Origin of the sequence: Cellulosimicrobium funkei (assembly GCF_001019615.1) — a bacterium.
Taxonomy (GTDB): Bacteria; Actinomycetota; Actinomycetes; order Actinomycetales; family Cellulomonadaceae; genus Cellulosimicrobium; species Cellulosimicrobium cellulans_E.
In genome coordinates, this window is the sequence record NZ_JNBQ01000051.1 from 1 (window position 1) to 20545 (window position 20545).

General features: G+C 76.1%; 16 protein-coding genes. 8 read left to right on the plus strand and 8 right to left on the minus strand.

Annotation, left to right across the window (positions count from 1 at the left end):
• From FB00_RS19525 to FB00_RS19550, 6 genes are all read left to right on the plus strand, one after another.
• Window positions 1-730: LamG domain-containing protein (locus FB00_RS19525; RefSeq protein ID WP_047234593.1), on the plus strand; the 730-nt coding region annotated here is incomplete at its 5' end.
• A 336-nt stretch (window positions 731-1066) separates the two neighbouring features.
• Window positions 1067-1663 carry a 50S ribosomal protein L25/general stress protein Ctc gene (locus FB00_RS19530; RefSeq protein ID WP_047234601.1) on the plus strand — a complete coding sequence of 199 codons (597 nt, stop codon included), beginning with the start codon at window positions 1067-1069 and terminating at the stop codon, window positions 1661-1663.
• 162 nt (window positions 1664-1825) lie between these two features.
• Entirely contained in the window at window positions 1826-2428 is a 603-nt protein-coding gene (pth, locus tag FB00_RS19535) for an aminoacyl-tRNA hydrolase (RefSeq protein ID WP_047234594.1), read from the plus strand.
• Window positions 2429-3052: 624 nt separating this feature from the next.
• Window positions 3053-3709, plus strand: a complete 657-nt coding sequence (locus FB00_RS22505; protein ID WP_052877801.1) for a glycosyltransferase — start codon at window positions 3053-3055, stop codon at window positions 3707-3709.
• A complete protein-coding gene (locus FB00_RS19545) occupies window positions 3706-5583 on the plus strand; it encodes a polysaccharide biosynthesis tyrosine autokinase (protein ID WP_047234595.1) in 1878 nt (625 codons plus the stop codon). The genes FB00_RS22505 and FB00_RS19545 overlap by 4 nt, the downstream gene beginning before the upstream one ends.
• Complete coding sequence (locus FB00_RS19550; RefSeq protein ID WP_197088865.1) at window positions 5580-6779, plus strand: glycosyltransferase; 1200 nt, start codon at window positions 5580-5582, stop codon at window positions 6777-6779. The genes FB00_RS19545 and FB00_RS19550 overlap by 4 nt, the downstream gene beginning before the upstream one ends.
• Here FB00_RS19550 and FB00_RS19555 read toward each other — a convergent pair.
• The 5 genes from FB00_RS19555 to FB00_RS19575 are packed head-to-tail and all read right to left on the minus strand — an operon-like array spanning window position 6733 to window position 13499.
• On the minus strand, window positions 6733-7899 hold the full coding sequence (locus FB00_RS19555; RefSeq protein WP_052877803.1) for a glycosyltransferase: 1167 nt from the start codon (window positions 7897-7899) through the stop codon (window positions 6733-6735). The genes FB00_RS19550 and FB00_RS19555 overlap by 47 nt on opposite strands.
• Window positions 7896-8927, minus strand: a complete 1032-nt coding sequence (locus FB00_RS19560) for a glycosyltransferase family 4 protein (RefSeq protein WP_047234596.1) — start codon at window positions 8925-8927, stop codon at window positions 7896-7898. Before FB00_RS19560 ends, FB00_RS19555 begins: the two co-directional genes overlap by 4 nt.
• Entirely contained in the window at window positions 8924-10096 is a 1173-nt protein-coding gene (locus FB00_RS19565; protein ID WP_047234597.1) for a glycosyltransferase family 4 protein, read from the minus strand. Before FB00_RS19565 ends, FB00_RS19560 begins: the two co-directional genes overlap by 4 nt.
• On the minus strand, window positions 10093-11502 hold the full coding sequence (locus tag FB00_RS19570) for an O-antigen ligase family protein (RefSeq protein ID WP_052877804.1): 1410 nt from the start codon (window positions 11500-11502) through the stop codon (window positions 10093-10095). The genes FB00_RS19565 and FB00_RS19570 overlap by 4 nt, the downstream gene beginning before the upstream one ends.
• Window positions 11499-13499, minus strand: a complete 2001-nt coding sequence (locus tag FB00_RS19575; protein WP_047234598.1) for a glycosyltransferase — start codon at window positions 13497-13499, stop codon at window positions 11499-11501. Before FB00_RS19575 ends, FB00_RS19570 begins: the two co-directional genes overlap by 4 nt.
• Window positions 13500-13641: 142 nt before the next feature.
• On the opposite strand from FB00_RS19575, the gene FB00_RS19580 reads away from it, so the two are divergent.
• Window positions 13642-14595, plus strand: coding sequence for a glycosyltransferase family 2 protein (locus FB00_RS19580; RefSeq protein WP_052877805.1), 954 nt, complete (start codon window positions 13642-13644; stop codon window positions 14593-14595).
• A gap of 14 nt (window positions 14596-14609) precedes the next feature.
• On the opposite strand, the gene FB00_RS19585 is transcribed toward FB00_RS19580, so the two are convergent.
• Genes FB00_RS19585 through FB00_RS19595 form a run of 3 tightly spaced genes read right to left on the minus strand, consistent with a single transcriptional unit; the run spans window position 14610 to window position 19548 of the window.
• The gene (locus FB00_RS19585) at window positions 14610-16301 is read right to left on the minus strand and encodes a methyltransferase domain-containing protein (RefSeq protein WP_047234599.1); all 1692 of its coding nucleotides are present in this window, start codon (window positions 16299-16301) and stop codon (window positions 14610-14612) included.
• Window positions 16298-17248 carry a glycosyltransferase gene (locus tag FB00_RS19590; protein WP_052877806.1) on the minus strand — a complete coding sequence of 317 codons (951 nt, stop codon included), beginning with the start codon at window positions 17246-17248 and terminating at the stop codon, window positions 16298-16300. The genes FB00_RS19585 and FB00_RS19590 overlap by 4 nt, the downstream gene beginning before the upstream one ends.
• Entirely contained in the window at window positions 17245-19548 is a 2304-nt protein-coding gene (locus tag FB00_RS19595; protein ID WP_047234600.1) for a hypothetical protein, read from the minus strand. Before FB00_RS19595 ends, FB00_RS19590 begins: the two co-directional genes overlap by 4 nt.
• Window positions 19549-19728: 180 nt before the next feature.
• Between FB00_RS19595 and FB00_RS19600 the strand changes: the two genes are divergently transcribed.
• Entirely contained in the window at window positions 19729-20535 is an 807-nt protein-coding gene (locus FB00_RS19600) for a polysaccharide deacetylase family protein (protein ID WP_052877807.1), read from the plus strand.
• Window positions 20536-20545: the final 10 nt, after the last annotated feature.

Genomic DNA, 20545 nt, shown 5'->3' on the forward strand with positions numbered 1-20545 from the left:
CCGACGCCACGCCGGACCCGACGCCACGCCGGACCCGACGCCCACGCCGGACCCGACGCCCACGCCGGACCCGACGCCCGACCCGGGACCGACGATCCCGGCGGGGGCGGTCGGAGCGTGGGGCTTCGACGAGGGGCAGGGCACCACGGCGGCGGACGGTTCGACCACCGGCGCGACGGCGTCGCTGCGCTCCGGAGCGACGTGGGCAGCGGGCCTCAGCGGCACGGCGCTGGGGCTGGACGGCGTCGACGACTTCGCGCGCGTCGACGACCGGGACGCCCTCGACCTCGCCGGCGCGATGACGGTCTCGGCCTGGGTGCGCCCCGAGCAGAAGGCGACCCAGTACGTGCTCAAGAAGGCCGCCCAGGGGGTGACCGACGGGTACGAGCTGGGTCTGGCGAACGGCGGGACGGCGTTCCTCCGGTTCAACCACGCGTCCTCCGGGGACACCTACCGCGTCGACACCACGACGCCGTACCCGACCGACGGCACCTGGGTGCATCTCGTGGGCACCTACGACGGCACCCGGATGCGGATCTACGTGAACGGCGTCGAGCAGGCGTCGAAGCCCGGTCCGGCTGCCGTCGGCACCAACGCCCTCCGGCTGGGCATCGGCGCCGAGTCCGACGGGACGCGTCCGCTGAAGGGTCGCATCGACGGCGTGCGGCTCTACGACCGTGCCCTGAGCGCCGCGGAGGTGGCGCAGCTCTACGCCGCGCCCGGGAAGTAGCGGAGGCTGCGGGTCTCGGCTCCGCCTCGGCCCCCGAGGGCTCTGTCGCGGGTTTCGCGGGGGCGCCGAGCCCGGGTACAGTAGTCAGGTTGCCTCGGCGAGGGACGTCTGACGGGCGGCAGCGCTGGACCGGTGAGCACACCGGCGGCGCGGGACCGCGAGTGTCAGCCAGACCTGTTGGATCTCCGTTATCGACTGGGCGGTCGTCCTCCTGCGCGCCCGTCACACGTCCCGCGCCGACGCAGCCGCCCGTCCGGGTGGCCCTCTCAACCGTCCGGACAGCCGACCGCTCCCCACTGGTGGCCGGCCCGCAACGTTCTTCCAGGAGTGATCCACGTGTCTGAGATCAAGCTCGCCGCCGAGGCCCGCACCGAGTTCGGCAAGGGTGCCGCCCGCCGCGTCCGCCGCGCCGGCAAGATTCCCGCGGTCCTCTACGGCCACGGCACCGACCCTCTGCACGTGACCCTGCCGGGTCACGAGACGATGATGGCGCTCAAGCACTCGAACGCGCTGTTCTCGATCGAGCTCGACGGCAAGGCCCAGCTCGCGATCGCCAAGGACGTCCAGCGCGAGCCGGTCCGCAACGTCATCGAGCACGTCGACCTGCTCATCGTGAAGAAGGGCGAGAAGGTCGAGGTCGAGGTGCCGGTGCACGTCGTGGGCGAGTCGGTCCCCGGCACGATCCACCTGCTCGAGCAGCTCACCCTCGTGGTCGAGGCGGACGCGACGCGCCTGCCCGACGCGATCGAGGTCTCCGTCGAGGGCCTCGAGGCCGGCTCGGTCGTGTACGCGGGCGACGTCGCGCTGCCGGAGGGCGTCACCCTCGTGACGGACGCCTCTGCCGACGTCCTCATCGTCAGCGAGCCCAAGGTCGAGGCCTCCGAGGACGAGGCCGCCGAGGAGACCGCCCCCGCCGAGGCCGCGGCGGAGTGATCCTCCTCGTCGTCGGCTGACGCCACGACGACCCGCGTCGGACGCCCGGTACCGTGACGGTGCCGGGCGTCCGTGCGCCCGCACCACGACCGCACCACGACCGCACCACCACCCGCCGGCGTGCCGCCCGGGGCGGGACCCGGACGAAGGACGAGGGACGACATGACCGACCAGCCGTGGCTCGTCGTCGGGCTCGGCAACCCCGGGCCGACGTACGCGGGCAACCGCCACAACCTGGGCCACATGGTCCTCGACGTCCTCGCGGGGCGGGCCGCCGCCCGGTTCGCGCGCCACCCGCGGGCGCAGGCCGCCGTCGCGGAGGCCCGCATCGGGATGCTGCCCGGCGGACGGCCCGGTCCGCGCGTCGTCCTGGCCAAGCCCACGACGTACATGAACGTCTCGGGCGGCCCGGTGTCCGGGCTCGCGAAGTACTACGGCATCGACCCGGACCACGTCGTCGTGGTCCACGACGAGGTCGACATCCCGTTCGGCGCCGTGAAGCTGAAGATCGGCGGCGGCGAGGGCGGTCACAACGGCCTGCGCGACATCACGAAGGCCCTCGGCACCAAGGACTACGTGCGGGTGCGGGCGGGGGTCGGGCGCCCCCCGGGCCGGCAGGACACCGCCGACTTCGTGCTCAAGGACTTCAAGGGGCCCGAGGCCAAGGAGCTCCCGTTCCTGCTCGACGACGCCGCGGACGCCGTCGAGATGCTGCTCACCGACGGCCTGCTCGCCGCCCAGGGGAAGTACCACACGAAGGCGTAGCGCCGTCAGGCGCGTCAGGACGCCCGTTTTCACCCGGGTGAGGTCCCTTCGTCCCCCACCTCCGGCGGTCCCTCCGACCTAGGCTGAATGCCTGCGTTCGCGAGGGAGGACCGATGACCCACGGTGTCGCGCTCGCGCACGACTACGCGACCCAGCGTGGCGGCGCGGAGCGGGTCGCGCTGCTGCTCGCGGACGCGTTCCCCGGCTCGCCGATGTACACGACGCTGTACGACCCGGCCGGCACGTTCCCCGAGTTCGGCTCCCTCGACCTGCGGACGTCCGCGCTCGACCGGGCCGCGCTCCTGCGGCGGCACCACCGGGTCGCGCTCCCGTTCCTCGCGCCCGCCGTCGACCGCCAGCGCGTCGAGGCGGACGTCCTGCTCGCGTCGTCCACCGGCTGGGCGCACGGCTACCGGGGGGGCGGGTCGCACCGTCGTCTACTGCCACGCCCCGGCCCGGTGGCTGTACCAGCGCGACCGGTACCTGGGGCCGGCGGAGGGCTCCGCCGCGCACCGGGCCCGACGACGTGCCGCGGCCGCCGCGCTCGGCCTCCTGTCCCCGGCGCTGCGCCGGTGGGACGGCGCCGCCGCGCGGCGCGCGGACGTCTACCTCGCCAACTCGACCGTGACCCAGCGCGCGATCCGCGACGCGTACGGGATCGAGGCGGAGGTGCTCGCGCCGCCCCCGGCGATGCTGCCCGACGGCGAGGAGCGTGCCCTCCCCGGCGTGGACCCCGGCTTCCTCCTGTGCGTGGCGCGCCTGCTGCCGTACAAGAACGTCGACGTCGTCGTCGAGGCGGCGCTCGCGACGGGGCGTGAGCTCGTCGTCGTCGGGGACGGCCCCGACCGTGCCCGGTTGGAGGCGCGGGCGGCCCGCGGGGGCGGCAGGGTGCACCTGCTCGGCCGCGTCGACGACGCGACGCTGCGCTGGGTCTACCGGAACGCGTCGGCGCTCGTCGCGGCGTCGTACGAGGACTACGGGCTGTCGCCGCTCGAGGCCGGGGCGTTCGGGCGCCCGAGCGTGGTGCTGCGCGACGGCGGCTACCTCGACACGGTCGTGCACGGCGTCAACGGCGTGTTCTTCGACGCGCCGCGCCCCGACCTGGTGGCCGAGGCCGTCGAGGTGGCAGCGGGGCGCACGTGGGATGATGGCGCCGTCACGGCGCACGTCGCGACGTTCGGCCGTGAGCGGTTCGTCGAGCGGCTGCGGGGCGTCGTGGCCGAGCAGCAGGACCGCACCGTCGGCGCGGGCCGACCCGGTGGGGGGAGAGCACAGCGATGACCATCAGGGAGTTCCTCCGCACGATCTGGGCGGGCAAGTACTACGTGCTCGCCGCGGTCCTCGTCGTCGTCGCCGGCGCGCTGTTCTACGTCGACCGTCAGGAGACGATGTACCGCGCGACCGCGACGGTGCAGCTCTACGGCGTGCAGAGCGCGCAGGGTGGCGAGTCGCTCGTCGAGGTGACGGTGGCGACCGACGCCGACGACGTCACCTCGCCCGAGGTCGCCGCGGCTGCCGCCGCCGCGCTCGGCGAGCCGGCAGCGGCGGCGGACGAGCTGGCCGACCAGGTGTCCGGCGACGTCGACGGCGAGAACAAGACGGTGGCCGTCGAGGCCACGACGACCGAGGAGGCCCGGTCGGTCGAGGTCGCGAACGCGTTCGCGGACGCCTACGTGGCCCAGCTCGTCGTCATCCAGGCCGACCAGGTCGCCGAGCTCGAGAGCCGGCGCCAGGCGCTCGCCGAGCAGCTCGCGGGCGTGCGCCAGCGCCTCGCTGCCGACCCGGAGGACCCGCTGGCGCTGGCCGAGCAGGACATCATCGTCGGCGACTACTCCGCGCTCACGGTGCAGATCAACTCGCTGCGCGGCATCGCCGTGCCGGGCGAGGTCGTGGCGCCCGCGACGGGGGCCGAGCCCCTCGGGCTCTCGCGGCTGACGGTGCTGGCGCTGGCCCTCGTCGTCGGCCTCGTGGCGGGGATCGGGCTCGCGTTCGCGCGTCGGGGGCTCGACGTCCGCGTCCGCAGCGCGGCCGAGTCGACGCGGCTCACCGAGACGCCCGTCCTCGCCGAGCTCTACGGCACGCGCCCGGCGGAGAAGGAGTTCGCCCACACGTACGCGCTGCCCGTCGCGAGCAAGGTGGCGACGCCGTTCACGGAGTCCATCCGTGAGCTGCGCACCGCGGTGCAGGTCTCGACCGCGGGCATGAAGCACGCCGTCGTCGTCGTCACGGCGGCCGACCCGTCGGCGCCGCGCTCGTTCATCACCGCGAACCTCGCGGCGTCCTTCGCGCTCAGCGGACGACGCACCGTGGCGCTGTCCGGAGACCTGCGGCGCCCCCAGCTCGACCGCATGCTCCCGGCGCCCGAGGACTGGGCCGGGCAGGACCAGGAGCTGCGCCCGACAGCGGTCCCGAACCTGCGCGTCATGCCGGTGCCCGAGGAGGAGATGGACCCGGCGGACTTCCTCGCCACGGAGCGGGCGCGAGGGCTCGTCCGGAGCCTGCGCGACCACGCGGAGGTCGTCGTCGTCGACGCACCTCCCGTCCTGGCCGCCGCGGACGCGACGATCCTCGGCGGCTACGCGAACGGCGTCGTCCTCATCGCCTCGGCGGGCCGGACCGACCGTGCGGTGCTCGCGGAGGCGGTCGAGCGGCTGCGCGTCAGCAACGTCCCGCTCCTGGGCATCGCGCTGACCGGGGTCACGGGCGACCGCCGCATGCTCTACGCCTCGACGTACGGCGACGACACCGCGCGCGAGCCCGGTGAGGACGGTGCCCGGGCCGGCGCGACCGCTGCGCCGACGACCGGGAGGGCCGACGCCCCCGCGGAGCCGTCCGCGCAGGAGCCCTCGCGCCGGTCGGGGGGCGAGCGCACCACGGACGACGGCGAGCGTGCGGTCGGGACGCGGCGGGCGTCGGTCGCCGCCGCCGCGGTCGCGGTCGACGACGCGTCGGGGCGCTCCGCGCCTCCCGCCGGCGACGCGCCTCCCGCCGGCGACGCGCCGCCGGCCGAGGGCGCGGCGCCCCGCCCAGCCCAGGGCCCGGGCAGGCGTCATGCCGTGCTCGCCCCGGCGTGGAGCAAGGTCGAGCCGGCGGCGGCGGACGAGACCGATGCCGACGCCAAGCCCGACGAGCGCAAGCGCCCCTTCCGGTGGTGACGCCCCCGGGCGGTGCGCCGCTCCGGGTCCTCGTCCTCGACCACACGGCGGAGCTCGGCGGTGCCGAGCTGGCGCTCGTGCGCACGTGCGCGGCGCTCGGGCCCGAGGTCGACGTCCGGGCGCTGCTCTTCGCCGACGGGCCGCTCCGCGCACGGCTCGAGGAGTCAGGCGTACGGGTCGACGTCGTCGCGCTCGCGCCGGCCGTGGCGACCGTCGACCGCGCGCGTGCGGGTCGGCTGTCCGTCTCGACCCTCACGGGCGCCCTGCGCACGCTCCCGTTCCTCTGGCGGCTCGCACGGCGCGTCCGGGCGCTGCGGCCCGACGTCGTGCACACGACGTCCCTCAAGGCCGACCTCCTGGGGATCGTTCCCGCGGCGCTCGCCCGTCGTCCCCTCGTGTGGCACGTCCACGACCGCATCTCGCCGGACTATCTGCCGGGACCGCTCGTCCGGGTCGTGCGCTGGCTGGCGCGCACGGTCCCGGCGGCGGTGGTCGCGAACTCGCGGGCGACGGCGCAGACGCTGCCCGTGACGACGGCGGTCGCGTACCCCGGCTTCGCCCCCGAGCAGGCGGACGGAGGCGCGGAGGTCGCCGGACGCGCGGGGCGCCCCGAGCCGCTGGTCGTGATGGTCGGACGCATCAGCCCGACCAAGGGCCAGCTCGAAGTCGTGCACGCGCTGCGCACGGTCGTGGACGCGGTGCCGACGACGCGGCTCCGGGTCGTCGGTGAGCCCGCCTTCGGCGCGGACGAGTACGCGGCGCAGGTCCGGGCCGCGATCTCCAGGCTCGGGCTGGACGACCACGTCGACCTCGTCGGCTTCGTGCCCGACCCCCGCGCGGAGCTCGACCGCGCCGCCGTCTGCGTCCACGCGTCTCCCGTGCCCGAGCCGTTCGGTCAGGTCGTCGTCGAGGCGATGGTTCGTGGGGTCCCCGTCGTCGCGACGCGCGCGGGCGGCGTCGAGGAGATCCTCGAGGACCCTGAGGCGCCAGACCCGGCGCTCGGGCGCCTGGTGCCACCCGGCGACGTCGACGCGCTCGCGGCGGCGCTCCTCGACGTGCTGCACGACCCGGCTGCGGCCCGCGAGCGCGCGCTCCGGGCGCGCACGTCGGCGCTCCGCAGGTTCCCCGTGGAGCGCACGGCACGGGTGCTCACGGACGTCTGGACCTCCGTGTCCGGACGAGCGCCTGGCGCATGAGCGCGGCCTGACCGCGCCAGGTCGGCACGTCGGGCGGGTCCGTCCGCAGTGGTCCTGCGTCAGGTGACGGGGCGGCGTCCAGCGCGGCGAGCACCGCCGCCGGAAAGCCGTCGGCCTCGGCGACCCGCACCCCCGGCTCGTCCCGGAACCCTGCCACCGGGGTCGACACCACGGGTCGCTCGACGGCCCGGTACTCGTAGAGCTTGATGGGGTCCAGGCTGTCGGTGAACGCGTCGACGACGTGCGGGACGAGCAGGACGTCGGCGTGGCGCAGGTAGGCCGGCACCGCGGTCCAGGGACGCGGACCGAGGAGCACGACCCCGGCGCGCGCCAGGTCGGCGTGCTCGGCGGCGGAGAGGTCCACCACCGGGCCGACGAGCACCACGCGGGCGCTCCCGTCCAGCGCGCGGGCCGTCGCGAGGAGCAGCGGGACGTCGAACCGGTCGGGGTGCACGGTCCCGACGTAGAGCGCGACCCGGCAGGCGGGGAGGTCGTCCGGCCGGGCGAAACCGCGCCGGTAGCGCTCGAGGTCGACGCCGTTCGTCAGGAGCGTCACGTCGCGGATCGCCCCCTTGCGCGCGACCAGGCCCGAGGAGCACACCGTGACCTCGGCGCACCGCTCCAGCAGGGTCGCCTCGTCCTCGACGAGGCGTGCGTGCTCGGCGGCGGAGCGGTCGGCGGCGAGCCAGTCGTCGGTGACGTCGTAGAGCGCGGGCCAGCCCGCGCGCCGCACGACGGCAGCGCCGGACGGGTCGTTGACCCACAGCACGGGGCGGCGCAGCCCGGCGCGGGCCACGGCGCGCTCGACCGACCGGGCGAGCCGGGCGTCCACGCGCGCGTCGACCCTGCGGGGGAGCCACTTGGTCGGCTCGTGGAGGAGCACCCGCCCGGCGGCGATCCCGTCCGCGTCGGGCGCGGCGCGCAGGCCGCGCCCGGGGCGGGGGACGCCGCGCCGGCTGAGCCGGTGCAGCGGGTCGGCCGCCGGCTCGACGAACAGCACCCGCGCCGTCGGGTCGGCGCGGCACAGCTCCGCGACGAGGTACTGGTTGCGGCGCCACACGTCGTCCCAGCGCTCGAGCGACAGGACGACGACGTCGCCCGCGCCCGCAGCGGCCGTCACGCGAGCACCGCGCGGTAGACGGCGTCCGTCCCGGCGACCTGCGCGGCAGGCGTGAAGCGCTCGCGCTGAGCGGCGCGGCCGGCGGCGGCGCACGCGTCGCGGCGTGCGGGGTCGGCCGCGAGGGCGGCCAGAGATCTGCCTGCGGCGACCGGGTCGAGGGCGGGGTAGAGCGTGAGCGGGTCGATCCCGTCGAGCGTCTCGCGGTGCCCTCCCGCGGCGGAGGCGACGACCGGCAGCCCGCTCGCCATCGCCTCGAGGACGCTCAGGCCCAGCCCTTCGACGGGGCACGGCGCGACGAGCAGGCCGGCGCGCCCCAGGAGGGCGTCGACGTCGTCGCGCGCCCCGAGGAACGACGTGTCCTCGTCGATGCCGAGCGACCGTGCGAGGCCGGTGAGCGCCGCCCGCTGCGCGCCGTCGCCCGCGACCTCGAGCCGCCAGCCCCGGGCCGCGAGACCTGACGCCGCGAACGCCTCGAGCGCGAGGTCGGTGCGTTTCTCGGCCTCGAGCCGCTGGACCACGAGCACGACGTCGTCGCGTCCCTCGGCGAGGAGCCCGTCCGGACGGTCGTCCACGCCCGGGTGGACGACCACGCTCTCGCCCTCCACGTGCTCGGCGACGTATCGGCTGATGGCGACCTGCGCCCGGACGGGCGACGACGCGACGGCGGCGACGAGCCGGCCGCGTGCGCCGGTGCCGCGCCGCCGGGCGAAGTGACGCGTCGAGACGACGGGCGGGAACCCGCGCGTCGTCCGGGCCGCCACGGCGGCGGCGACCTCGGCCGCCGTCATGTGCACGTGCACGAGGTCGGCGGCGGCGCCGTGCGCCCGCAGCGCCCGCACGACGTCGCCCGTCGAGGCCGCCGGGACAAGGGGCACGGCCGGGTCGTCGACCGTCGCGCGCATGCCGTCGGGCGCCCCGCCCACGACGGCGACGTCGTGGCCCGCGGCCGACTGCGCGCGTGCGAGCCGTGCGACGTGCCGCTCGACCCCGGCGAAGCCGTCGGACCGGACGGCGTGGAGGATCCTCACGGGCGTGGCTCCGATCGTGGGGTCGCGAGCGCCGTCGCGAGCTCGAGGTACCGGCGTGCGACGGCGTCCCAGCCGTGGCGCTCCGCCGTCGACCGGCAGGCGTGGGAGGCCGTGCGCCGGGTGTCGTCGTCGAGCGCCGCGACGGCCGCGAGACCTCTGCGGACGCCCTCGACGGACCGGTCGACGAGCCATCCCGTGACACCGTCCTCGACGACGTCCGGCGCGTAGCCCACCGGGGTCGCGACGACCGGGACGCCGCACGCGAGCGCCTCGAGCACGACGAGCGCGTTGGCCTCGTAGGCGCTCGGCAGGGCGAGGGCGTCGGCGGCGTGGAGCCAGGGGCGCGGGTCGGGCACGCGGCCGGCGAGGTGCACGCGGTCGGTCGTCCCGAGGCGGGCGACCCGCGCTCGGACGTCGTCGAGCATGTCGGGCGTCCCGCCGACGACGCTCACGTGGACCTCGGGGAGGTCTGCGGCCGCGGTGAGGACGAGGTCGAGGCCCTTGCGGTCGAACTCGTGGCCGACGAAGACGACGTGGACCGCGTCGACGGGCACGCCCGCGGCGGCGCGGGCCGCCGCGTGCTCGTCCGGCGACGGCGGCGAGAACCTGGTCACGTCGACCCCGTTGCCGATGACGACGGCGCGGGCACGCAGGTGCGGGTACGTGCCGCGCAGGGCGTCGCGCTCGGACCGCGTGAGGTTGACGACCACACGGTGCGACCGCCCGCGGTACCGCACCGCGTCGCGCGCCGCCGTGAAGAGGTGCAGGGGGTTGCGGGCCATGCGCCACGCGTAGCCGCCACGTGCGCGCATCGCGACGCGGAGGATGCCGTGGTTGACGTACACGTCGCCGGCGAGGACGTCGTTGTGGCAGATCGAGACCAGGGCGGTCCCTGAGCCGCGACCCGCTCGGCGCTCGCGGGCGACCCGTCGGCGCGCGAGGACCGTCCCGACCGTGGAGAACCACACGACCCGCGCGAGGAGCACCAGCCTGCCCCGGACGCCCGGCCCCGGCTCCGGGAGCCACGCACCGCGCGCGTCGGCGAGCGTGAACCGCGAGGTCGCGACCCCGGCGCGCCCGAAGGCCTCCTCCAGGTGGTGCGCGACGCCGCCGACGCCGCTGCCCGGCGCGATCTCCGGGGCGATCTGCAGGATTCGCAGGTCGGTCATCGTTCGGCCATCTCCCGTACGGATCGCAGCTCGTCGAGAGGGAGCTCCCGACCGGTCATGTGGCGGGCGTACCGGCGCGACTCGGCGTAGGACTCGGCGCCCAGGCACACGCCGACGATGACGAAGGGGACGGTCACCTGGACGGACACCCAGAAGAGGTCGAACTGGCCCTGGACGAAGCGCATCATGAGCATGGAGAACGCGAGCGTCCCGAAGCGGGGGTTGATCCGCCAGAGCACGACCATCCCCCCGAGGAACAGCACGAGGAACCCGACGAGCCCGACGATCCCGGCGGACGTCAGCACCTCGAGCTCGACGTTGGGCGGCTGGAAGACGAACTCCGTGACTCCCGCGGTCCACCACCGCAGGCCCATGCCGACCCACGGGCTGCGCTGCCACACCTCGATCGAGTCGGCGTACCAGGTGAGCCGCTGGTTCGCGGAGTTGAACTGGTTCCCGGACTCGAGCTGCTCCTGCACCGCGAGCACGACGAAGTAGATCGCCGGGATCGCGGCGAGCAGGATGAGCTTCGAGCGCTTGCGGTCGGGGTCGCCTCGCAGCGTGATGAGCATGATGCCGATCGCGAGGCCGATGAGGGCCTGCCGCGCCTGCGCGGCGAGCACGCCGAGCGAGCACAGCCAGAACGCGCCGAGCGAGAACCAGCGCGGCCAGCCGACCCACCACGGGCGCGCGTACGCGGTGAGGGCGGCGAACGCGAGCACGCACCCGATGAAGTTCTTGTGCATCGCGAGGGGCGTCTCGATGTACACCGGCCCCGTGTTGCCCGCCGCGAGCTGCTGGAGCGCGACGAGGCAGGTCTGCGCCGCGATCGCGAGGCAGGGCAGGAGGAAGAGGGTCAGGCCGAGCCGGGCGCGACCCGAGCGGCCGACGGCCCAGCCCAGGACGAGGGCCCCTGCGACGGAGAGCCAGGCGTGGAACCACTCGACGACGTTCGCGCTGAAGGGGTTGACGAGCACCGTGAAGAGCGTCGCGACCTGGTAGACGAACGACAGCCAGAGCATCGCGCGCATGGGCCGGGAGAACGGCCGGGGCGAGAAGAAGAGCGCGAACCAGAACGCGCCGAACAGCGCGAAGTCGCTGAGGGAGAGGTCGACGCCGCCGCCGCCGACGCGCTGGACGATCACGAGCGCGGGCATGGCGAGGATCGGCAGGGCCACCGGCTCGTAGGCGGTGAGCCCGACGACGAGCACGACGAGCGCGCCACCGACGGCGGCCATCTGGAGCTCCGGCACGACGAAGCCGAGGAGTGCGAGGAGCGCGACGACGACCGCCCCGCCCGCGACCCAGGCGGCGACGCTGCGGCTGCGCGCGACGATCGCGCCGGGCACGCGCGGCGCACGGTAGAGGGTGGGCCGGCGGGCCAGGAGCGGCGCGTGCCGCGTCACAGCGCCGACTCCGCGCGCACGGGCCCGGAGAGGTAGAGCCGGAGCCGGCGCCGCGCCAGCTCGCGGCCCTCCCCGCGCAGCGCGACCGAGCGCGCCGCCGCCCCGACCACCGCGCCGGCGCGCGCGAGCGCCCAGCCCGTGCGGCCGTGGTGCTTGCGCAGGTAGCGCTCCTGCGACGCGTGGAAGTGCGTCTCCCGACGGGTCGGGTCGCTGCTGGTCGCGCCGCCGAGGTGGAGGGCGTGCGCCTCGGGCACGACGGCGTGCCGCCACCCGGAGCGCACGGCGCGGTAGGCCCAGTCCGTCTCCTCCGCGTAGAGGAAGAAGCGCTCGTCGAAGCCGCCCACGTCGTCCACCGCGGCCGCGTTGAGCAGCAGCACCGAGCCGATGACGAACGAGCGCTCCGCCGGGGCCCGGCGCAGCCGTGCGAGCCCGACGGCCTCCATCCACGTGGCCGCCGGGGACGGGAACGGCCAGACCACGCGCGCCCGCGTGCCGTCGTCGTCGACCTGCTCCGGCCCGACGCTCGCGATCCCCGGGGCGGAGTGCAGCGCGCGGTGGAGGGTCTGGACGTCCTCGGGCGTCACCACCGCGTCCGGGTTGAGGAGCAGGACGTCCGCGCCGGGCGACTGGCGGTGGGCGAGCGCGTGGTTCACCCCCGCCGCGAACCCGCCGTTGCGTCCGGGGTCCAGGTAGCGGCCGCCCGCGAGCTCGGTGACCTCCCGGATCTCGGGCAGCGAGGAGTTGTCGACGACCGTGATCGGGTACTTCCCGGCGAGCGGGGCGAGCGCGTCGCGCACCATCGCGGGAGAGCCGTAGGCGACGACGACGACCTCGGGCGGCGCCGCCCGCGTGGCGTCCTCGCCGGGCCTCCGCGCACGCCCCGGCTCGTGGTCGACCGCCGTCCGGTAGAGCTCCTCGTAGCGGCGGGCCACCTCCGCCCACGAGCACGACGCCGCGCGCCCGGCCCCCGCGGCGCGCAGGCGGTCGGCCAGGCCGTCCTCGTCCCGGACGCGCGCGAGCGCGGCGCGCAGGGCAGCGGGGTCCTCGGGGGCCACGAGCAGGCCCGCGCCGCCGACGACGTCGGGCAGCGCGCCCGTGCGGCTCGCCACGACCGGGACGCCGCACGCCATGGCCTCGACCGCGACCCGCCCGAACTGCTCGACCCACCCGGGCGTCTCGCGCGACGGGACGGCGAGCGCGTCGAGGGACCGGTAGAACGCGACGAGGTCGTCGCCCGCGAGCGCGCCGACGAACCGGACCCGGCCGCCGAGCGGGCGCGCCGCCTCCTCGAGCGCCGCGCGGTCCGGGCCGTCGCCCGCGACGACGAGGTCGAGCCGGTCGTCGCCCGCGACCGCCGCGAGGAGCACGTCGACGCCCTTGTGGCCCGCCAGCCGCCCCGCGTACCCCACGCGGAGGCGGGCCGCACCGCCTCCCGGGCGCGCGTCGTCGGGCGCGGGAGCGAAGACCGCCGGGTCGACGCCCAGCGGGACCGTCTCGACGAGACCCCGGGCGCCCTTGGCGCGCACGACCCGGCCGGCCTCGTCGTTGCAGACCGACACGGCCGCGGCGCCGCGGAGCGCGCGCGCCTCGAACCACCGGAACGGCCACGGGTAGCGCTTGTCGAGGTTCTGCGCCGAGTAGAGGAGATACGGCGGGGCAGGGCGACGCGACACGACCGCGCGCAGCCGGCGCAGCAGGAGGACCTCCGCCGTCGCGAGCGCGAAGGGCTCCTCGTGGACGTCCAGCACGTCCCACTCCTGCCCGAGCGCGCGCCACAGGAGGAGCGGGTCGTAGACGAAGAGCGCCGGGTGCGACCCGAGCGTCCGCACGCCCCGCACCGGCTCGCCCGGCCGGGGCACGAGGCGGACGGTCGTGCCGCCCTCGTCCCACGCGCGCGCCGAGAGCAGCCGCACGTCGACGCCGCGCGCACGCAGCCCGCGCTCGCGCTCGCGCCAGGCGTCGACCACGGCGCTGTGCGAGACGCGGAGGACCTTCATGTGGGAGATTGTCCCCCAGCAGGCCCCGGATCCCGCGGGAATCCGCCGATTTCACCCCATCCGTCCGCGGGCCGCCAGGTACGGCGCGCCGTGCTGGTCGAGGGGCACGACGGGGGCGACGGCGACGACACGGAGGAGCGACGTGGGCGAGGTCCGGCAGACGGTCGGGGACGGCACCGTCCTTCCGAGCGTGAGCGTCGTCGTCGCGACGAACCGCGGCGGGCCCTTCCTCGCGGAGGCGCTCGCGTCCGTCCTCGCCCAGTCGTACCCCGCCGCCGAGCTCGTCGTGGTCGACGACGGCTCGCCCGAGCCGGCGGACCTGCTCCGGATCGTCGAGGACGCGGCGCGGGGCGTCGCGTCCCCTCGGCCCCGCGTGGTGCGGCGGGCACCTGCGGGCGTGTCCGCGGCGCGCAACGCCGGGGTCGCGCACACGTCCGGCGAGCTGGTCGCGTTCCTCGACGACGACGACCGCTGGCACCCGGACCGGCTGCGTCGGCACGCCGAGGTCATGGCCGCGCGGCCCGACGTCGTGGTGAGCTACTGCGGGATGCGCACGATCGACGCCGACGGCGCCGAGCTCGTCGCCGCGGACCAGCGCGCCGCCGACGACCAGCGTGCCGTGATCCGCGGACCGGGCGTCATGCTCCCGAACCTCGTGATCCGTCGGGAGACGTTCGACGCCGTCGGCGGCTTCGACCCGGGGTACCGGCAGGGCGAGGACATGGATCTCGTCCTCCGGGCCGCGGCGCGAGGACCGTTCGCGTTCGTCGACGACGCGCTCGTGGACTACCGGCACCACTCGACGAACACGACCCGATCCCACCGCGATCTCGCGACGAGCCTGCGGACGATCCTGCGCCGCCACCGGGACGACGCGCTCGCGGCGGGGCGGCGGGACCTCGTCGACGCGTACGACGACCGGCTCGCCGCCAACGAGCGGTTCGCGTGGTGGAGCGCCGGCCGTGCCGCGCGCTCCGCGCTCCGCACGCGTCGGCCGACGGTCGCGTTCGGGGAGGTGGCCTGGGCGGTCCGGTTCGCGCCCGGGGCGCCGGTCCGCCGGGCCTGGGCGGGTGTGCGGCGCACGTCGCGGGCGTGAGGCCGCCCGGGTCCTCAGTCCCCGAGGAGGTCGACCGCGGCGACGGCCGCGCGTACGCCGGGCAGCGTCCAGGGCTTGTACCGGCGGCGCGGGAGGCTGTAGGAGACGACGCGGTCCAGGACGACGAGCGCGGCGACCTGGGCGAGCGTGAGGTCGCCGCGGCGGGAGGCCGCGATCGTCGCGAGCGGGCCGGTGAGCTCGTCGGCCGCGAGCCGTCGGACGGCCTCGGCCAGCCCCGACCCCGTCCGTGCCAGGTCGACCTGGCACGCCGCGTACGCCGCGTCGAGCACGAGCGGGTTGTCGGGCTCGAAGCGGTTCCAGTCGACGAGGCGCGCCGAGCCCTCGGCGGTCACCAGGACGTTGTCCGGGTGGAGGTCACCGTGGGTCGGGCCGACGGGGACGAGCAGGGCGCCGTACGTCCGCAGGACGCGGTCCCGCAGGCTCGCGGCGCCGATCTCGACGCAGTCCCGCTCGCCCCGAGCGGACCCGAGACGCCGCCAGGCGGCCGTCGTCCGGAGCGGGCGGTGCTCGTCCGGCGGCGTCGGCCCCCGCAACGCCCGCGCCAGGACGTCCTCGGCCTCGTCGAGGGCGACGGGCCGGGCGCGGAGCAGCGGCGCGTCGGCGACGCGGACACCGTCGTACGACGACGTCGTGACCTCGTCGAGCACGAAGGTGCGGAACCCCGACGCGGCCGCCTCGTGCGTCGCCGCGACCTCCCGGCTCAGGGCCTCCTCCTGGTCGGCCGACAGCGGGACCTTGACGAACCTCTCGCCGCGCACGGCGACCCGGGCGTCCGACAGCGCGGTGACGACCGGTCGGCGTGACCGCGCCACCCGCTCGGCCAGCGTCGTCCCGTCCCGCGAGGCGTCGCGACGGCGCCGCGCGAGCACGACGGCGTCCGGCGCCAGGACGCCCGACGCGCCGAGGGCCCGGAGCGCGCGCGCTGCCGCCCGGCGTGCCCCGGCCCTGAGGTCGGTGGTGGCGAGCTCCTCCCGCAGCCGCGGAGCCGGGACGAGGCGGTCCCAGTCGTCGCGGCCCGGCAGGAGGGCGTGCCGCCCGGCCGGGACGAGCCCGGCACGTGCGAGGAGGAGCCGCACGGGCACGGCGTCCGCGGCCGTGCCCGCGGACGGGGCCGCGCGCCGTCGGATCGCGTCGACGGTGCGCCGTCCGCGGTGCCGCACGTCGGCGACGACCGTCCCGCCGGGTGCCAGGACGCGCTCGACCTCGCCCAGGAGGCCCACGGACCCACGGACCCCGACGAGCGCGAGCACCTCGTCCAGGTCGACCCAGACGAGGTCGACGGACGCGTCGGGGAACGGGAGTCGGGCGGGGAGGTCCAGGTGCACGGCGGCCGCGCCGGTCACCGGGTGGGCGAGCTGCTGGAAGCGCAGCCGGTCGCCCACCCAGTCGGCCCGTGCGACGTCGAGACCCAGGAAGCGCAGGGCGGGCGCCAGGGCGTGCCGCTCGCCACCCAGGACGAGGCCGTGCCCGCCCACGCGCGGGACGAGGACGGCCGGGCCGCCCGACGCGGGGTGGAGGAGCCGGCGCTGGAGGTCGACGGGCCAGGGCGACGTGGCGTCCGTCATCGCGTCGATCACCTGCTCGACGCTCGTCGCGGAGCGCACCGTGCGCCGCACGTGCTCGGGCACGTGGTGCCAGGGGCGGTCCGCCGCCGCGCGTCGGGTGACGCCGACGTCGTCCGTCACCCGCTCACCCCGGTGCGCCGGGCCCGTGCCCGGTCGGTGAGGCGCCGTCGCGCCCGGACGCCCAGCTCCAGCAGACCCGCGTAGCTGCGCGCCGCGGCGAACCGCAGCTTCGCGCCCCGCTCCTCGGGCCAGGGCGCCTGCCAGATGCGTATCCACACCGTGAAGGTCTGCTTCGTGTTGTGCCAGCTGTCGCGCGCGAAGCCCGCGGTCTCCGGGTTCTCGGTGAGGTCGACGAGGCCGTGCGTGATCCGGACGGTCTTGTGCGTGAGGTCGCGCCAGGACGGTCGCGACGGGTGGTCGACGACGGCGTCCGCGGCGAAGTCGAGCCGTCCGCCGAGCTCCTGGAGCCGGCGGCCCCACTCGAGGTCGCCGCCCGACTTCAGCGCCGCGTTGAAGTCGCCCACGCGCTCGAACGTCGCGCGCGGGACGACGAGGTTCGCGGTCGCCGCGAAGTGCGTCACGGTCACGAAGCGCTCCTGGTCGAAGCCCTCGACCGTCTCGTACAGTTCGGGGCCGGTCGTCGGGCGCGACCCGTCGCGGAAGAGGATGTTGATGTCGCCGCCGACGGCGTCGGGCGGGTCGTCGGCGGTGAGCGCGGCGACCGCGCGCGAGAGCCAGTCCGGGCGCGGGATGCAGTCCCCGTCGGTGAACGCGAGCACCTCGCCCGTCGCCCGTCGAGCGGCCGTGTTGCGTGCGACGTACGACCCGCGCCGCGGCTCGAGGACGAGGGTGAACCGTCCGTCCCCGGCGGGGAGCGCGGGCCGCAGGTCCTCGGTCGACGCGTTGTCCGCGACGACGACGTCGAACCGGTCGGCAGGGTAGTCCTGGGCGGCGAGTGCCGTGAGGCAGGTCCGCAGGCGCGCGACGTCGTTGTACACGGGCACGATCACGGTGACGGTGGGGTGCCGAGGTCCTGGGGACGGGGCGGCGGTGTCGGGGAGGGTCATCGTGCTCCTGTCTCGCGCCCGGACGCGGCACGACGTCGGGCCCACTCGGTGTACCGGGAGGTGGCGAGCCACCGGGCGTGCCGCGCGGTCGCGCGCGCCCGGCGTGCGACGCGCCGCGGCGGCGACCCGGGCAGGACGGTCACCAGCCGCAGGCGGTACCGCGCCCGGGCGAGGTGCTGGGCGACGACGGACCCGTCGACGAGCGCGTCGAGCGGCAGGCCCGTCGCGGCGAGCCAGCGCGCGTCGTAGCCCATCTCGCCCACCGGGACGTCCCCGGCGAACTCGGGGCCGGGGCCCACGAGCCCGACGGCCCGCGCGAAGGGAGGCGGTCCGGCGTCGTACCGGTGGAGGAACTCGAAGTCGACGACCTTGAGCCCGTGCGCGGGGTCGAGGACGAAGTTGCCGGGCTTCGCGTCCACCAGGTCGTACCCGAGGCCGTGGAGCTCGCGCAGGACCTCGACCATGTCGCGCACGACGGCGAGAGGGAGGAGGTGGTCCCTCGGACGAGCCGGCGCACGGCGCAGGGTGTCCTCGTAGAAGGGGCACTCGAACCAGTCGGGCCCGGCGGCGACGAGCGGGGGGACCGCGGCGACGCGCCCCGAGAGCTCGCGCAGCGCCGTGAGCTCGCGGTCGAGGAACCGGGTGAACGGAGGGGCGAACGTCTTGCGCACGACGAGGCGGCCGTCCGTGCCGGCGACGACGTCGACGCGCGCGCGCCGGCCCACGCTGAGCGTGCGGACCGTGCCGGGCGGTGCGACGTGCTGCGCGGCACGACGCTCGGCCTCGGCCCGTACGGTCTCCACGGCGTCGGGCGCGATCACGTCGAGGTACTCCCACGCCTCGGCGGTGTTGTCCGACGAGTGCAGGGGGTTGAACCGGTCGGGCTGCGGCACCTGCTGCTCGACGAGCCGGCGGACCTCCGACTTCGCCTCGAACGTCTCGGCGTTGGTCAGGTGCGGGTAGCGCTCGCGCAGCCAGTCGTAGGGCTCCTCCGGCGCGTAGTGGAGCGCGACGACCATGCGCACGGGCTCGCCCCCGCTGCGGGGGAAGGGCCCGCGCCCCCAGTTGCCGCCGCGCAGCGCCGTGGCCGCGCGCTCCCGGGCCGCGGGGTCGAGGTCCGTCGCCAGGAGCACGTCGAACCCGAAGCGGTCGAGCACCGCCTCGACCTGATCCGCCGGGACGACGGCGAGGGTGGCCTCGCGCACGAGGAACACGGCGAGCTCCGCGTCGCCGAGCCGGGCGTCGTGGTCGGACGCGAGCAGACCCCGCGCCCAGGCGTTCCCGGCCGACAGCCGCCGCAACGCGTCGGTCGGCGGCCGCCACCCGACGGACCCGAGGTACGCGTCCACGTCCTCGTACCACGGCTCGAGCGTGACCCCCAGGGCCCGCGCGAGCCGCCGGAGCTCGGCGGGATAGTCGTGCTCGGGCGCCGGCTCGGCCGGTCCCAGCCCGTGCGAGGGCAGGCCCGAGCGGCGGCCCTTGTGGTACACCGCGTGGTACGCGAGCGAGTGCAGGTGGTCCTGCGGCGACGGCACGAGGAACCCGCTCTCGTGCACCACGGCTCGGTCGAGGACCTGCTCGGCGAGGGCGGGGGGATAGTAGGCCGCGCCCTGGTAGTCCGACGCCGTGAGCCCGGACACGCTGTAGAGGTCCACGGGCATAGTCCCCGGCTCGGACTCGAGCAGCCCCCGCAGCGCGTCGACGTCGTCGTCCGCCACGAGCAGGTCGAGGTCCTCGCCGGGCTCGATCACCGGGAGCGACTCGAACCACCGCAGGACCGCGTACCGCAGGCCCGCCTCCTTGAGCCGGGTCGCGAGGCCGGTGGCACCCCACACGGGGGAGAAGTAGGTCCGGGGCGCCGGGCCGTGCGGCGGCGGCAGGCGGTACAGGTCGAAGGCACGCCCACCCCAGACGAACCGGCCGAGCGGGGCGAGGCGACCGCCCGCCCGGCCGACGAGGACGGCCAGGCGCGCCTCCAGCCCCGAGATCCCGGCGCCGTGCTCGACCGCGAGGTACCGCAGGTGGCCGAGGTCGCGCACCGTCCACAGGACGCGCGCGTGGTCGGCGCGCAGGATCAGCAGGTCCGTCGAGCAGCGGGTCGCCACGTCGGCCGACGGCAGGGGGTGGAGGCGGTCCGCGAGGTCGCCCGCCGTACGACGCGCCGCGGCCAGGTTCCCGGGGTCGGCGAGCCCGAGGTAGCGGTCGAGGCCGACGGCGCGAAGGTCGGCGGCGACGGCGCCGTCGCGCGCGCCGAGATCGAGGACGCGCGTCCCCGGGGGCAGCGCAGGCGTCGGCTCCACAGCCAAACCCTAGGTCAGCGACAGGCCGTCACCGCGGGTTCGCGGGGAATTCACCCGGGCCGGGCGACCCCGCGGTCCCGCTGCCGCGGACCGGGTGCCGTCGGCGTCGATATGCTCGCCTCGGTGTCCGGCTGAGAGGGGTGGTGGCGTGAACGGTCGCCGCGACGCCGGGGGTGCGCCGTGAGCCGCGCCCGGTGGCCCGTCCTCGTCCGGCGGGGCGCTCTCGACCGTGACCCGCGGCCCGCCGGAGGGACCTTCCGGTCCCGGGCCGTCCCGCCCTTCCCCGTGCCGCCCGCGCTCGCGCGCGAGTTCGGCGTGTTCTGCGTCGACACCACCGAGCGGGTCGTCGCCCTGACGTACGACGACGGCCCGCACCCCGAGCACACCCCCCGCCTCCTCGACGTCCTGGCGCGCACGGGCACGACAGCCACGTTCTTCGTGCTCGGGCAGCACGTGGTCCGGTACCCGGAGGTGACGCGGCAGGTCGTCGCGGAGGGGCACGAGGTCGCGCTGCACGGCGAGGACCACCGGTCGCTCCTCACGCTCGGCGACGAGGAGGCGGTCCGCCGGATCGGCGACGCCAAGCGGCGCGTCGAGGACGTGGCCGGCGTGCCGCTGCGGCTCTACCGCCCTCCCTACGGGCGGCACACCGTGGCGCAGGCGCGGGGGATCCGCCGGCTGGGGCTCGAGCTGGTCATCTGGTCGGGGGACGCGCACGACTGGTTGCACGACGACGAGGACCGCATCGCGCGACGCGCCCTCCACGACGTGTTCCCCGGCGGGATCGTCCTGCTCCACGACGACCGGGCCGACCCCGAGACGCTGGAGCCGGGGCAGGAGCTGCCCCGCTTCGACCGTGCGCGGGTGCTCGTCACGCTGCTCGACGGCCTGGCGGCGCAGGGCTACCGCACGTCGACGGTCGGCGGCCTCCTCCGCGAGCACCGTCCGGTGCGCAGCAGGTCCCGGTCCGAACGGCCGGCGCCGTGACGGTGCTGAC

Coding starts and splice junctions, on each gene's coding strand:
- pth (WP_047234594.1), top strand. CDS start 1,826: ATGACCGACCAGCCGTGGCTCGTCGTCGGGCTCGGCAACCCCGGGCCG.
- FB00_RS19565 (WP_047234597.1), bottom strand. CDS start 10,096: ATGACCGACCTGCGAATCCTGCAGATCGCCCCGGAGATCGCGCCGGGC.
- FB00_RS19545 (WP_047234595.1), top strand. CDS start 3,706: ATGACCATCAGGGAGTTCCTCCGCACGATCTGGGCGGGCAAGTACTAC.
- FB00_RS19590 (WP_052877806.1), bottom strand. CDS start 17,248: ATGACCCTCCCCGACACCGCCGCCCCGTCCCCAGGACCTCGGCACCCC.
- FB00_RS19575 (WP_047234598.1), bottom strand. CDS start 13,499: ATGAAGGTCCTCCGCGTCTCGCACAGCGCCGTGGTCGACGCCTGGCGC.